This window comes from Sphingobium sp. PAMC28499, from assembly GCF_004795815.1.
Classification (GTDB): Bacteria; Pseudomonadota; Alphaproteobacteria; order Sphingomonadales; family Sphingomonadaceae; genus Sphingobium; species Sphingobium yanoikuyae.
Window position 1 is genome coordinate 339472 of sequence record NZ_CP039248.1, and the last position, 14127, is coordinate 353598.

At 60.9% G+C, this 14127-nt stretch carries 12 protein-coding genes; all 12 read left to right on the forward strand.

Annotated elements, in window-relative coordinates:
• Nucleotides 1-59: 59 nt before the first annotated feature.
• Nucleotides 60-797, forward strand: a complete 738-nt coding sequence (locus E5554_RS01700; RefSeq protein ID WP_136185777.1) for a hypothetical protein — start codon at nt 60-62, stop codon at nt 795-797.
• Nucleotides 794-1537 (forward strand): polysaccharide deacetylase family protein, encoded by a 744-nt coding sequence (locus tag E5554_RS01705; RefSeq protein WP_136185778.1) that lies wholly within the window; start codon nt 794-796, stop codon nt 1535-1537. The genes E5554_RS01700 and E5554_RS01705 overlap by 4 nt, the downstream gene beginning before the upstream one ends.
• A gap of 7 nt (nt 1538-1544) precedes the next feature.
• Nucleotides 1545-2708 carry a glycosyltransferase gene (locus E5554_RS01710; RefSeq protein WP_168708661.1) on the forward strand — a complete coding sequence of 388 codons (1164 nt, stop codon included), beginning with the start codon at nt 1545-1547 and terminating at the stop codon, nt 2706-2708.
• Between the two features lie 41 nt (nt 2709-2749).
• On the forward strand, nt 2750-3706 hold the full coding sequence (locus tag E5554_RS01715) for a hypothetical protein (protein ID WP_247594348.1): 957 nt from the start codon (nt 2750-2752) through the stop codon (nt 3704-3706).
• Nucleotides 3703-4206 carry a DUF2141 domain-containing protein gene (locus E5554_RS01720; RefSeq protein WP_136185780.1) on the forward strand — a complete coding sequence of 168 codons (504 nt, stop codon included), beginning with the start codon at nt 3703-3705 and terminating at the stop codon, nt 4204-4206. Before E5554_RS01715 ends, E5554_RS01720 begins: the two co-directional genes overlap by 4 nt.
• Nucleotides 4207-4209: 3 nt before the next feature.
• A complete protein-coding gene (locus E5554_RS01725; RefSeq protein WP_136185781.1) occupies nt 4210-5382 on the forward strand; it encodes a glycosyltransferase in 1173 nt (390 codons plus the stop codon).
• Between the two features lie 388 nt (nt 5383-5770).
• Entirely contained in the window at nt 5771-6310 is a 540-nt protein-coding gene (locus E5554_RS01730; protein ID WP_136185782.1) for a phosphatase PAP2 family protein, read from the forward strand.
• A gap of 109 nt (nt 6311-6419) precedes the next feature.
• On the forward strand, nt 6420-7412 hold the full coding sequence (locus E5554_RS01735) for an efflux RND transporter periplasmic adaptor subunit (protein WP_136185783.1): 993 nt from the start codon (nt 6420-6422) through the stop codon (nt 7410-7412).
• The gene (locus tag E5554_RS01740) at nt 7412-10531 is read left to right on the forward strand and encodes an efflux RND transporter permease subunit (protein ID WP_136185784.1); all 3120 of its coding nucleotides are present in this window, start codon (nt 7412-7414) and stop codon (nt 10529-10531) included. Before E5554_RS01735 ends, E5554_RS01740 begins: the two co-directional genes overlap by 1 nt.
• On the forward strand, nt 10528-11934 hold the full coding sequence (locus E5554_RS01745; RefSeq protein WP_247594349.1) for a TolC family protein: 1407 nt from the start codon (nt 10528-10530) through the stop codon (nt 11932-11934). Before E5554_RS01740 ends, E5554_RS01745 begins: the two co-directional genes overlap by 4 nt.
• A gap of 8 nt (nt 11935-11942) precedes the next feature.
• Complete coding sequence (locus tag E5554_RS01750; protein WP_136185785.1) at nt 11943-12617, forward strand: response regulator transcription factor; 675 nt, start codon at nt 11943-11945, stop codon at nt 12615-12617.
• Nucleotides 12617-13945 carry an ATP-binding protein gene (locus E5554_RS01755; protein WP_136185786.1) on the forward strand — a complete coding sequence of 443 codons (1329 nt, stop codon included), beginning with the start codon at nt 12617-12619 and terminating at the stop codon, nt 13943-13945. The genes E5554_RS01750 and E5554_RS01755 overlap by 1 nt, the downstream gene beginning before the upstream one ends.
• The last annotated feature ends 182 nt before the right edge of the window (nt 13946-14127 follow it).

Genomic DNA, 14127 nt, shown 5'->3' on the forward strand with positions numbered 1-14127 from the left:
ACGGAACGGGGAGATGTGAGCCGATGATTATATCTGCGCATCATGCGTTCGGGATCGTAATGCTGGTCTTATTTGGAGCTTTGGAAGCCATGCCGGCGCGGGCCGCCAATGAAGATCCACGCTATGCTCCCCTTCTGGTAGCGAGCAATGCCCGGCTCTTGCACGGGGTACCGGTTGCGCATGCCCCCAAGACCTACGCGCTCGCCGTCGCGACGCCCACCGATCATTTCGATCTGGCACGGGTCAGATCTCGTTCGCTCAATCTGCTGCTTGGCACTTCCAGTCTTCGCCTGTCCGCCAACCGTGCCGCATCCTTTGTCCATCAGGATGGAAGCGCTGATCAGGATCGCTGGTCCTTGAGAAGCATATCCTTCACTGCGGCCATACCGTTGATGGATATGCTGAACCTGTCTCTGAACGGGGATTACGCGCATATGGGGCGACGCCTCCATGTCGTGGAGATCAATCCCCGCCGGTTATCGACCAATATTGCCAGTATCGGGCTTGCCGTCGACGATGCGCAGGGCTCTCGCCTTTCCTTGGACTATCGGTCCATTTCTCGCCCGTCACGGCATGATGCCCTCACTCGCCTGGCGGAGACGCTGGGGGGCGCCCCATTGACCGGTTCTGGCCCTGAGCTTGCCCTTGCCAGTCCGGCACCGGGCGTCTCCGGATCGATCGATTGGCGCCTTTGCGTCAGCGACATGCGTCGCCCCGCAATGGACCTTACCGGCCTGGAGGGATCAGCCATTGTCAACGATGCGCGCGCCCTAGCCAGCTTTCGCTATCATCTATGAGAGAGAAGCGGCTCCTATTCTCGATCCACGATGTCGGCCCCGCCTCTGAGGGGCCGGTAGATCGCCTCATCGATCATGTCGCCCCCTATGTGCGGCTTGATCGAACCGCGATGCTGGTGGTCCCCAACCATTGGGGCGATCATCCTATTTCGGCGGGTTCGCCATTTGCTGGCCGGGTTCGCCGATGGGCGGAAAGCGGCGCGGAGATTTTTCTCCATGGCTGGTTCCATCGTGACGGAGCCAGCCACGGCGGCCCTGGCGCCCGGTTCAAGGCTCGGCACATGACGGCTGGCGAGGGAGAATTTCTCGGACTGGATCTCGCCACGGCCCGTCAGAGGCTTGCAGACGGGCGGGCCCTGATCGAGGAGATTACCGGTCAACCGATTGCCGGCTTTGTTGCGCCGGCCTGGCTGTATGGAGAACCCGCCCTGACAGCGCTTGAGGAACTCGGATTCCCAATTGCGGAAGATCATATGAAGATCTGGTCACCCATGACTGGGCAAATTCTGGCGCGTGGACCGGTCATGACATGGGCCAGCCGGAGCAAACTCCGCATGGCATCATCCCTGGCGGTCGCACATATTCTGCCGCCGCTATTGCATCGAGCAGAGAATTTCAGGGTCGCCGTCCATCCCGGTGACACGACCCAGCCGGCTATCATGCTCAGCATCAATGATGTTCTGCAGCGGGCGGTCCTGACCCGCCGGCCGAGCCGCTATGGGCATTTGCTGGACGATTGAACCGAATATGCGCGTGCTGACATTTCTTCACAGCTTCGAAGCCGGCGGCGTGGAACGTGTAGCGCTGCGTCTTGTCCGCGCCTGGCGGGGCGCCGGTATTGAAGCCCCTCTCTTCATGGGCCGGTCCGATGGCCCGATGCAGAATGAACTCGCACGCGCGCTCGAATTCCATCAGCCACGCCAACCGCCCTTTTCCACCAGGCGCTTCGAGACGTTGTGGATGATGATGACCCTGCCGGCCGTCATTCGGCGGCTCCAGCCTGATCTGCTATTTTGTGCTGGCAACAGCTACACTGTCGTTGCACTCGCGATGAAATTGCTGCTGGGCAGGCGCTGTCCCCCTATTGTCGCCAAGATCAGCAATGATCTCGAGCGCAAGGATCTGCCCGGGCCGATCCGCACGCTGTATCGGCTATGGGTGCGCCTCCATGCCCGTTTCATCGATCATTTCGTGGGTATGGAACATGCGATGGAAAGGGAGATATCCTCCGCCATCCACATCCCATCGAGATGCATCTCCATCATAGCCGACCCTGCGATCGACCAGCGCCAACTCGAGACTTTACGAGCCGGTGCCATTGGCCGTCGACGGCAGGAAAATGAGGGGCTTCAATTCGTGGCGGTGGGAAGGCTGGTCCCGCAGAAGAATTTCGGGCTCATGCTTCGCGCCTTCGCCGTCGCTGCAACAATGCGCGATTGCCTGACGATATATGGAGACGGGCCGGAGCGCGCACGCCTTGCTGCGCTGGCCCTGCAACTGAACATAGGAGATCGGGTTCGGTTCAAGGGCCATGTGCCCGATCCGGCAAGCCACCTCACGGGATTCGATATTTTCCTGCTATCGTCCAATTATGAGGGCGTACCGGCGGTGATCATCGAAGCGCTCGCCGCAGGACTTCCGATCATCGCGACCAATTGCAGTTCCGCCATGTCCGAACTCACGCGACATGGACGTCTGGCGACGCTCGTGCCTGTCGGCAATCTCTATGATCTGGCTGCTGCGATCGCTGCAGCCCGTCGCATGCACCAGTGTAAGGATGCCAGTTTTTCCCAGGCGAGACGTTTCACGATCGAACAGGCATGCGGCGATTATATCGCTTGTTTTAAACATGTTACATACCGCTCCATCCCGAAAAATAATTGCCATCCGCAAGCTGAGGTTCGGTCCTGAGTGCGCCGTCCCATGGATGACGCAACTATCAAGAGACGATCATGACGGACCCGAATTCAGGTGGTTCAGTCCTTTCCTCAAATCTCGTTTTCCAGCCCACGGTGCCAGCCATTGGCGCCATGATTGCACCAGAGCCGCTGATACGGACAGGACGCAACTGGACGATATGGGCAGGGCCGATCATCTCGCTGCTCATCCTGCTGGCGGTCCTGCAGCAGTTCAGGGGCCTGGACACGGCGCACCTCCTGCAACTTCTGCCGACGACACCCTTATTCTGGACCGCGTTCGCCGCCTATTATCTTGCCGGCCCGATCTCGGAATGGGTCATTTTTCGGCGACTCTGGCATATCCCGGCGGCGGGCTTCGGCGCGCTTCTGCGCAAGCTGGTGAGCAACGAGATCCTGCTCGGATATCTTGGCGAGGTCTATTTCTACGCATGGGCCAGGCGTAGCGCCAACATCAGGTCCGCCCCCTTTGCGGCGCTCAAGGACGTCACCATCCTGTCTGCGCTCGCCGGCAACGTCGTGACGCTGATCATGATGATCTTCGCCTTCCCGCTTCTGGGCAGCGGCGTCGCGGGGATTGGCAGATGGGAGATATCGGGATCCATCTTCTTCGTCCTGCTGACGTCCATGCTTGCCATGCTTTTGCGCAATCGGCTGTTCGCGCTGCCTCGGCACGAACTGTGGCTGATTTCCGCCATTCACGTGCTGCGTATCCTGGCCACGACATTGCTGGCCGCCATGATGTGGCATCTGCTGCTCCCCTCGGTGGATCTGAGCATGTGGATCATCCTTGGAACGATCAGGCAGTTGCTCTCCAGGCTGCCCCTGCTTCCCAACAAGGATGTCGTCTTTGCGGGCGTGGCCGCTTTCTTGATCGGACGGGACAGCGACATTGTTTCGGCGATGGCTTTGATGGCCACGCTGATCCTTGCCGCACATCTTGTCGTCGGTCTGCTTCTGGGAATGAACGGTCTGATCAAGGATCGGACATGATCCTGTTTGTCATGATGTCCGCTGCGCCGATCCCTTCATCGCCAGATCTGGGCAAGGCCGAGGGGCTCTGTCGTCCAAATGAAAGCGGACCAGCCTTTCTCGTGTCGGTCGAGGGACTGAAGGACCGCAGGGGACGCCTCAAGCTTGAGCTCTACCCAGCAAATGACGCCGATTTTCTCGCCGACGACAATATCCTGATCTCTCAAGGTAAGGTGTTTCGGCGGGTCGAGGAAACCGTCCCTTCCCAGGGGGCAGTGACGCTGTGCATCCGGGCACCAGGCCCCGGCGTCTACGCGATCAGCTTGATGCATGATCGCGACGCCAACCGGAAATTCTCGCTCTCGATCGACGGCGTGGGTTTTGCAGGCAATCCCAAACTCGGATTGTCGAAACCGTCAGCGGCAACGGCGTCGGCGCGCGTAGGAGCCGCTCCGGCCCATATTCCCATCAGGCTCAACTATCGGCGCGGCCTGTTTTCCTTCGGACCTTTGGAGCGCTAGCCCATGCGAATTGTCGACGTTTGCGCTTTTTATGCGCCGCAGGGCGGCGGGGTTAAGACCTATGTAGAGCGGAAACTGCATGCCGGCGCAGCGGCGGGGCATGACATAATCATCCTTGCGCCGGGCGAGAAACTGGCGCGGCGGCCTGCGCGCGGCGGGAGCGTCGTGACCATTCCAGCCAAGCGTTTTCCGCTGGATCGGCGCTATCATTATTTCGATGATGAGGCGGCGCTGCACCACATGCTGGACGGGCTTGCCCCCGACCTGGTCGAAGCATCGTCGCCATGGTCGAGTGCCTCCATGGTTGCACGCTGGCGCGGCGATGTCCCGCGCGCGCTGGTCATGCATGCAGATCCTCTGTCGGCCTATGCCTATCGCTGGTTCGGCAATGTTGCGCCGCGGGCAGCCATAGACCGGGGCTTTGACTGGTACTGGCGGCATTTGCGAAGGCTCGGACAGGCTTTCGACATAGTCGTGAGCGCAAATGACAGTCTTTCCGCGCGCCTGCGCGCCGGGGGCGTCGGTTCAGTCTGCACCGTTCCCATGGGGGTAGAGCCCCATATCTTTTCCCCATTCCATCGCGACGCAACTTTGAGACGGCATCTTCTCGCGCGATGCGGCCTGGATGAGAATGGTCTGCTGCTAATGGGGGTCGGCCGACATGCACCCGAGAAGCGATGGCCCATGGTCATACAGGCTGCGACGCTCGCCGGTTACCGTCGGCCCGTCGGCCTGGTGCTCCTGGGTGATGGCCGGGACAGCGCGCGGGTGCGCCGTGCAGCCGCACACAACCCGCATATCCATTTGCTGGCGCCGACGACCGACCGGCAGCGGCTCGCGAGCCTGCTGGCGAGCGCCGATGCCCTCGTCCACGGGTGCGAGGCAGAGACCTTCTGCATGACCGCCGCAGAAGCGCGCGCCAGCGGAGTCCCCGTGATCGTGCCCGATGAAGGAGGCGCTGCAGATCACGCGCGTTCAGGAATCGGTCTCCGCTTCCGCGCAGGTGACACGGCAAGTCTGGTCGAAGCGATAGAAAATTTCGCAGCTACCGACCCGGACATATGGCGCAGCCGGGCTGCAATTGCGGCACCTTCAGTCACCACGATGGACGAGCATTTTTTCCGACTGTTCGAGGCCTATTCGTCACTGCGAGGGGCTGTGCGCCATGCGGCCTGAAACCGCTGCATCGCAAATGGCGCACTTATCCGGCCAGCCGCCCGCACATCGCGGTCGCCCCCGCCGCAGACATCTTGTGAGGTTCGACGTGGAACCCGAAAAGAAGCATCCCGTCCCATCTTCCCTCGAACCCGCCTTCCAGCGCCAATGCACCTGCCGCTGCTGGCCCCTCATGGTCCGGATCATATGGTGGGCGCTCAGAAACGATCGTTGATAGCGGAAGCCAAGGGAGAAGAACGGCGCGATCCAGATCGTTATCGGGCCAATCGATTCAAAGAGCACAACAACATTTCCAATAATTTTTCCTGCAAGGGATTTTCTCGACTGAGGCCCCCCTTGGATGACGCCGTCCTGCCGGCACGGGCATCCAGCCTGGCAGGGGATTTTCATGCGGCTTTTCATCGTGGTTGCAGTATTTTGCTGTGTCCTGTTCACCCCGCGATATGCTCAGGCGTCCGACCGGACGTGGCGCGATACCAGTAACATCGGGCGAGATGCGCTGGTACTTGCGGCGCTCGGCACGCCCCTCGTTCAGGAGGATTGGCAAGGCGCGCTTCAGGCAGGTGGAAGTGTCGGTGCCGCCACGCTGGTGTCTCTTGGACTGAAGGATATCTTCCCTGAAACCCGCCCGGATGGCAGCGACCGGCGGAGCTTTCCCTCCACCCATACCGCCACTTCCTTTGCGGCAGCTGCAACGCTCCAGAACCGCTACGGCTGGAAGGTCGGGCTTCCGGCCCATCTGGTTGCGACCATCGTCGGAATCTCTCGTGTCCAGGGCACCAAGCATCACTGGTATGATGTCGCTGCCGGCGCCCTTCTGGGCGAAGCATCAGGTCTGCTTCTCACGACCAGGCGCAACAACAATGTTCGTATGCTTCCCTGGAGCGACGGGCAGGGCGGCGGGATTGCAATGGCTTTGCGATTTTGAGGGCTGTGGCCACTTTTCCAGCAAAGATGGACAAATGGTATAGTTGGCGAGATTTGGACGCCAGACAAGTTCGATAGGGCTCGAACCGATCCATTTATCGGTGAGCAGCATGATCCGAACGACCTCTCTCCTATTCCTGCCATTGAGTGCGCTCGTTGTGCTCGGCGCCTGCAGTCAGCAGGGCAAGCAATCCTCCCCCCCTCCATCCCATGGTGAGGTTGTCGCGCATGAGACCGAACTGGTCAGGCTGACGCTGAAGCCCGAAGCTGTAAAAAGGCTCGGCATCGAGACGGCGAGGGTTGGTGCGGGAACGGCTGCGCTGGCGCGAGAAACGAGCGGCGAAATCGTCGTTCCCAATGGCACCGGTGGGGTACCCACCGGTGCTCTCAGCAATCTGGCACAAATTGGTGCCAGCCAGGCAAGCGCTGACGGCGAGGTCGAGCGGACGCGCGCGCAGGTCCGGCTCGCGCGCATTGCGCTGGAACGCGCCAGCAGGCTCGTTGCAGAAGAAGCTGGAAGCGTCAGGGCTCGGGACGAGGCTGCGGCAGCGCTCGCAACAGCCCAGGCCCAGGCCCAGGTTGCGATCGAGCAACGACGGTTGCTCGGGCCCGCAGTTGCGTCCCTGGGCAACCAGTCACGTCTCTGGGTCCGCGTTTCCGTGGCCGGTACCGATGTTGCTGCCATCAACCGCAATGCTTCCATCATCGTCGTGCCTCTGGGAGCCTCGCAGGGAGGACGCAGAGGGACACCGGTTCAAGCCCCGCCGTCGGCCAATGCAGTAGCTGGTACGGTCGACCTTTATTATGCGCTCGATAATAGCGACCAATTCTGGCGCGTGGGACAGCGCGTCGGCATTCAACTTCCCCTCGGCAAGACCCAGGAAGGGCTTTCCGTCCCAGCCAGTGCGATCGTACGGGACATTTACGGCGGAGAATGGGTCTATCTCCAGACGGCTCCGGGCAATTTCATACGGCAGCGCATCGAAGCCCTGTCGAGCGGACAGGACGGCGCTGTCGTCATCCGTGGCCTGGCGCCTGAAGCACAGGTCGTTTCGGTCGGCGCCATGGAACTGTTCGGCACCGAATTCGGAGTGGCGCACTGATGCTCGCCTGGCTCGTCCGCAGCGCACTTCAGCAGCGCGTCATCGTTCTTGTTCTTGCCGCCATCCTCGTCGTGCTCGGACTGCGTGCATCGACCGATGTACCGCTGGATGTCTTTCCAGAATTTGCGCCACCGATCGTGGAGATCCAGACCGAAGCGCCAGGGCTCTCGACGGAAGAAGTCGAAAGCCTCATTACCGTTCCGATCGAAACCAAGGTGAATGGCGTGCCTGGCATAGCCACGCTGAGGTCCAAGTCTGTCCTGGGTCTTTCGTCCGTGGTCATCCTCCTGGAGCGCGGCGCGGATGTCTTCCGCGCAAGGCAGATGGTGCAGGAGCGGGTCACCCAGGCACAGGCTCGACTGCCTGCTGCCGCACGCCCTCCGATCATGCTGGCCCCGCTCTCGTCGACCAGCCGCGCCATGAAGATCGGCATCTCCTCGAAAAAGCTCGACCAGATGAAACTGTCCGAACTGGTTCGCTGGACTATTCGACCCAGGCTCATGTCTGTGCCTGGCGTCGCCAATGTCGCCATGTGGGGCATGCGCGATCGTCAGCTTCAGGTTCTCGTCGATCCTGACAAGCTACGTGCGGCTGGGGTCACCCTCAATGAACTGCGCCTGGCAACCGGTGATGCCGTTCTGGTCGGAGGCGGCGGCTTTGTCGACAATGCCAATCAGCGCCTCGCGGTGCAGCAGCCAAGCGCAGTTCAGACAGCCGATGACCTTGCTCGAACTGTCGTCAAATTGACCGGCGATGCACCGATCCGCGTAGGCGATGTTGCCCGGGTGACCGAGAGCTATGCCGCGCCGATCGGGAACGCGATCATTGATGATGGGCCAGGCATCATGCTCATCGTCGAGAAGCAGCCGACAGGCAACACTCTCGAACTCACGCGCTCGGTCGAAGCTGCCCTGGAGGAGCTCAAGCCCGGTTTGCAGGACGTCAAGGTCGACAGCAGCATCTTCCGACTTGCGACCTTCATCGAACGCTCGATCGACAATCTCACCCGCGCACTCGCGATTGGTTGCTTCCTCGTGGCGGTCGTACTGTTTCTTTTTACCCGGGACTGGCGGCAGGCGATTATCAGTCTGGTCGCCATTCCCCTGTCGTTGCTCGGTGCCGGGCTCGTCCTGCTCTGGAGCGGGGCGACCATCAATACGATGGTCATTGCCGGTCTGGTGATCGCGCTTGGAGAAGTCGTCGATGATGCCATCATCGACGTCGAGAATATTGCCCGGCGGCTCCGCCTTAATCGCGCGGCCGATAATCCCAGGACACCATTCGACGTCGTACTGGCGGCATCGCTCGAGGTGCGCTCTGCGGTGGTTTTCGCGTCGCTGATCGTGATGTTGGTCTTTCTTCCCATCTTCTTTCTGGGCGGGGTCGCCGGCACATTCTTCCAGCCGCTCGCCATTGCCTATGTCCTGGCTATCGCAGCATCGCTGCTGGTTGCGCTCGTCGTAACCCCTGCCCTTTGCCTGTTTCTGCTGCCCAATGCTCCGGTCAAACATGAAGGTGACACGCGTTTCGTAAGAGCGCTCAAGGGGCGTTATGCAGCAATGCTGCCGCATATCATTGCCGCACCGCGTGCTGTTATGATCGTGATCGGAGCGGGCCTGCTTCTGGCGGGTGTCGGCTATGCGACTTTCAAGGATCAGTTCCTGCCGGAATTCCGCGAAACCGACTTCCTCATGCACTGGCTCGAAAAACCCGGAGCCTCCATCGAAGCCATGGATCGGATCACCATCCGGGTTTCCAAGGAGCTTCGTGCGATCCCGGGCGTCCGCAATTTCGGCGCACATATCGGGCGGGCGGAAGCGGCCGACGAGGTGGTCGGCCCGAACTTCACCGAGTTGTGGATAAGTCTGGACGAGAAGGCAGACTATGAGGGCAGCGTGGCCAGGATCAAGGAGGTGATCGAAGGCTATCCAGGGCTCTTCCGGGATGTGCTCACCTATCTGCGCGAGCGGATCAAGGAAGTTCTTTCCGGTGCAAGTGCGACGGTTGTGGTGCGGATCTTTGGTCCCGATCAGAATGAGCTTCGTGCTGCAGCGGACCGGATCAAGCAACAGGTAGCCGGAGTGGAAGGCGTAGCAGACCTCAAGGTCGAGCAGCAGGTCCTGGTCCCGCAGATCCGCATCCGTCCCCGCAGCGGTGATCTGGCGACCTTTGGCCTGACGCCGGGCGAGGTGCGTCGCCAGGCGCAATCCCTCGTTGCCGGACAGAAGCTCGGCGAGATTTACCGCGATCAGAAGGCCTTTGACGTGGCGCTCTGGGGAGAGGCAGCGACCAGAGGCGACATGCATGCCCTCGCAGATCTGATGATCCAGACACCCAACGGCGGCGCGGTACGCCTTCGTGATGTGGCGGACGTGGCAGTGGTGCCTGCTCCCAATGAGATCAAGCGCGAGGACGGGCAGCGACGCCTCGATGTGACGCTCAACGTCAGTGGCGCGGACCTGGGCACAGTCGCCCAGGCAGTAGAGTCCATCGTGGCCAGGACCCGCTTTGCTCAAGGCTATCATGCCAAGATCCTTGGCGAATATGCAGCGCTCAAGGAGTCGCGCCAGCGACTTTGGACGACCGGCCTATTCTGTCTTGTCGGGATATTGGTGCTGGTGTGGATGGAGTTCCGCTCTCACCGGATCACTGCGCTGGTTGCGGTCAGCCTTCCTTTCGCGCTGGTCGGGGGCGTTGTGGCTGTAGCGTTCACCGGCAGCCTCTTGTCGCTGGGATCACTCGTCGGGTTCGTCACCGTCATCGGCATCGCGGCACGCAACGGCATCATGCTCCTGTCGCATTATCACCATTTGCGTGTTCATGAGGGAGAGGCTTTTGGTCCATCGCTGGTTCTGCGTGGAGCAGAAGAGCGGCTGGTTCCCATCCTCATGACTGCAGCCTGCGCGGGCCTTGCGCTTGTACCGCTGATCGTGGCGGGGAACGCGCCGGGCCATGAAATCGAACATCCCATGGCGATCGTCATTCTTGGTGGACTTGTATCCTCCACGCTCCTCAATCTTTTCCTGATGCCTGCCCTCTACGCTCGGTACGGCGAGGATGCGGCTGGGCCGGCCGAGCCCTCGCCCGAAGATGCTCGCATGAAGGGAGCAGCAATATGAAAACGGCCATCCTTCACGCGTGCCTGATGACTACCGGACTCCTGGCAAGCGGCTGTGTCTCCCAGCAAGGCGCGCCACCGGCATCGGGCCTTACCCAGGCTCCGCCTCCCTTTTCGCGTGGCGAACATGTGATCGACCGACCTTTGCCGGACAATTGGTGGCAGCTTTTCAATGACAGCCAACTCGATGCGCTTGTTGCAGCGAGCCTCGCGGCTAATGCGGATCTTCGCGTAGCCTTCGCCAATCTCGAAGCAGCGCGCGCTGCGACCCGGCAGGCGGACGCAGCGCGACTTCCGCAACCGATCCTCGAAAGCAGCGCAGCGATCGACAATCCCGCGGGGCAGCCAAGCGCAGCCAATGTGTCGAGCACTGATTATGATGCCGCAGCAACCATAAGCTGGGATATCGATCTGTTCGGTCGGCTACGTGCAGGAGCGCTGGCCGCCCGCGCTGACGCGCAGGCGCAAGCGGCCGCGCTGGATGGTGTGCGCGTGGCCGTGGCGGCAGATACCGTGCTCGCTTACATCGATCTATGTGCGGCGCGTCAGAATGGAGCGGTGGCCGACAAGATTGTCGCTGCGCAGGAGCGCAACCTCAAGGCCGTTCGCGAGCAATTGTCGGCAGGGGAAGTGTCTCCCCTTGAGGTGGCGCAAGCCGCCAGCCTGCTGGAAGCATCGAGAGCTACGATCCCGGCTTTCGATGCCGCTGCCGCCAGCGCAAGATTCCGGCTCGCAACGCTTCAGGGCTTGCCGCCTACCGCGCCCCAGATGGCCAAGGTCGATTGCACGCTGCTGCCCAGAGCGAGTAGCGAAGTGCCAATCGGCGACGGTGCCGCACTGCTGGCGCGTCGGCCCGATATTCGCGAAGCAGAGCGCAAGCTTGCTTCGGCAACGGCCAAGATCGACATCGCGCGGGCCGAACTCTATCCCAGGATCACTCTGGGCGGCGCATTGGGACTTCTGTCCGGCGCTTTTTCCGCTAGTGCCTCCCCCCTTATTTCCTGGTCCTTCCCCAACCAGGCGCCGGCGCGGGCCAAGATCGCGCAGGCGCAGGCAGACGAACGCGCTGCGCTGGCTTCGTTCGACAACGCCGTTCTGCGCGCACTCAGGGAAGTCGAAACCGGACTTGCGGGCCTGCAAAGCGAAGCCATCCGGAACCAGGCGCTTGACCGGGCAAGAGAGGCAGCAGGACTTTACGCCCGTCGAACCAGTGCCCGGGCCAGGATTGGTGACGCGTCGCCATTGTTGGCGATCGATGCCGAACGAACCCTTGCAATGGCTGCTCTTCAAAAGGGACAGTCGGATCATCTGCTGGCACAATCCTATATCTCCCTGTTCCGTGCGCTGGGCGGTGGATGGCAGCGAGCACCTGAGCCGCTCGATCCGGTCAGGGTGATGGAGTAGAAGAACGCATGCATATCCTGATTATCGAAGACGATGGGGAAACACGCGAATTCCTCAGCCGGGGCCTCAAGGAAGTGGGGCATGCCGTGACCCTTGTGGAAGAAGGACGAGAGGGTCTGTTCCAGGCAACGGACGGCAATTATGACGCGATCATCGTTGATCGCATGCTGCCAGGACTGGACGGTCTATCCCTGCTCAAGATGCTGCGCGCGACCGGCGACCTCACGCCCGTTCTCATGTTGACCGCAATTGGTCGAATAGCGGATCGGGTAGAGGGGCTCGAGGCAGGCGCTGACGACTATCTGGTCAAGCCCTTCGCCTTTTCCGAGCTCCTCGCTCGCTTGAATGCCCTTGGTCGACGGCAGGCACCGCAAGTCGAACAGTCCCGGCTGACCGTCGGCGACATCGATATCGACTTTCACAGGCGCACAGTGCATCGCGGAGGCAAGAAGGTCATTTTGCAGCCGCGGGAATTCTCGCTGCTCGCCGAACTCATGCGCAATTCCCATCGCGTGGTCACCCGGACCATGCTGCTCGAACGCGTGTGGGACTTCGACTTCGAGCCCAAGACCAATATCGTGGAGACCCATCTCAGTCGGCTTCGCTCGAAGCTGAATGCGGGCTTCGATGTCGATGCGATCGAGACGGTTCGCGGCGCGGGTTACATGATCAGGAGCAATTAATGCCCCGCCCATGGAAAACGACCTTCGGCCTTACGGCGCTGGTCAGCCTGGCCTTCGTGCTGGCGACGCTTGTGATCGGGCTCTTGGCCTATGCGCTCACCCATGAGGCGATGGAGGTGCAGCTGGATCATCGAACCGCCACCGAAACAAACGCCTTGCTGGAGCGGGCGGATGCTGGCGGAACCCAGGCACTGGCCGAACTCATTCACCAGCGCGATGCCGGACACAGCACGGCAAGCCTTGGATATATTCTGGTCGATCCCCAAGGCCGACGACTGGCCGGCGCACTGGATGCGCAAATCCCGGCAAAGGCAGGATATTTCGAATTGCTGCACTATGGGAAGGAGGGCGCCATAGCGCAGGCTCTCATCACCGATCTGCCCGACGGCAGCCGCCTTCTGGTGGCGGCAGATCGCACGGTGATCGACGAGATGGACATCACGATCCTGAAGCTGTTTTCGGCTTCATTTGCCGCCATGCTTCTTCTGGCTGTCGGGGGCGCCTGGACCGTTGGCGCTGTAACGCGCAGTCGATTACGCCGATTCGACGATGCGGCTCAGGCCATTATCGGAGGCGACCTGACCCAGCGCATGCCGCTGGACGGATCTGACAACGAGTTCGACGGCGTCGCCAAATCGCTCAACCATATGCTGGACCGCAATGCTGCCCTGGTCGAGAATCTTCGACAGGTATCGAGCGATGTTGCACATGACCTTCGAACGCCATTGACGCGCCTGAACAATCGTCTGGATGAGGCACTCGCCTTCAGCGGAGACAAGCGCACGCGCGCGATCGAGGCGGCAATAGCAGAATCCCATGAACTGCTTGAGCTCTTCTCGGCCATCCTTCGCATATCCGAAATTGAGGCGGGCACGCTCAAGCGAGATTTCCAGGAACTGGCGCTTGGAGATCTGGTCGAGGATGTGGTCGAAACCTATGCGCCCGATTTCGAGCTTTCAGGTCATGCGCTGCATTCCACCATCCATATGGGACTTCGTATCCGGGGCGATGCCCGATTGTTGTCCCAACTTATCACCAACCTTCTGGATAACGCACTGCGGCATACGCCGGCTGGCACGACGGTCACGCTCAATCTGAGTGCCACCGAGGCTTTCGTTATTCTTGAAGTCTGCGATGATGGCCCTGGTGTTCCGGCAACCGAACGTGATCGGCTGTTCAGCCGTTTTACGCGGACCGAAGCCAGCCGCACCACCGACGGACATGGCCTGGGTCTGGCACTTGTCTCTGCCGTTGCGCAAATCCATGGAGGCTGTGCTACCGTTCTGGACAAGCCCGGTTTTGCTGTAGAGGTTCGTCTCGCGCGATAAGTTACCGGAACATTGGGGCGCGTATACAACATCCCAACCTTATCCCTGGGCCAGTTGCGCGTCCCGACCGAAGCGCTAATCCCCCTCGCGAATGATAACTATTCGCATTAAATGAAGGGGATCTAACCTTGCAATATTCAGCGATTTTCCGATCGGCGCTGCTTGCGTCGACTGCGCCCAGC

Bases quoted from the DNA above. Each gene is read 5' to 3' on its own strand.
- E5554_RS01730 (WP_136185782.1), top strand. From the start codon at position 5,771: ATGCGGCTTTTCATCGTGGTTGCAGTATTTTGCTGTGTCCTGTTCACC.
- E5554_RS01755 (WP_136185786.1), top strand. From the start codon at position 12,617: ATGCCCCGCCCATGGAAAACGACCTTCGGCCTTACGGCGCTGGTCAGC.
- E5554_RS01720 (WP_136185780.1), top strand. From the start codon at position 3,703: ATGATCCTGTTTGTCATGATGTCCGCTGCGCCGATCCCTTCATCGCCA.
- E5554_RS01700 (WP_136185777.1), top strand. From the start codon at position 60: ATGCTGGTCTTATTTGGAGCTTTGGAAGCCATGCCGGCGCGGGCCGCC.
- E5554_RS01750 (WP_136185785.1), top strand. From the start codon at position 11,943: ATGCATATCCTGATTATCGAAGACGATGGGGAAACACGCGAATTCCTC.
- E5554_RS01740 (WP_136185784.1), top strand. From the start codon at position 7,412: ATGCTCGCCTGGCTCGTCCGCAGCGCACTTCAGCAGCGCGTCATCGTT.
- E5554_RS01705 (WP_136185778.1), top strand. From the start codon at position 794: ATGAGAGAGAAGCGGCTCCTATTCTCGATCCACGATGTCGGCCCCGCC.
- E5554_RS01745 (WP_247594349.1), top strand. From the start codon at position 10,528: ATGAAAACGGCCATCCTTCACGCGTGCCTGATGACTACCGGACTCCTG.
- E5554_RS01725 (WP_136185781.1), top strand. From the start codon at position 4,210: ATGCGAATTGTCGACGTTTGCGCTTTTTATGCGCCGCAGGGCGGCGGG.
- E5554_RS01710 (WP_168708661.1), top strand. From the start codon at position 1,545: ATGCGCGTGCTGACATTTCTTCACAGCTTCGAAGCCGGCGGCGTGGAA.
- E5554_RS01715 (WP_247594348.1), top strand. From the start codon at position 2,750: ATGACGGACCCGAATTCAGGTGGTTCAGTCCTTTCCTCAAATCTCGTT.
- E5554_RS01735 (WP_136185783.1), top strand. From the start codon at position 6,420: ATGATCCGAACGACCTCTCTCCTATTCCTGCCATTGAGTGCGCTCGTT.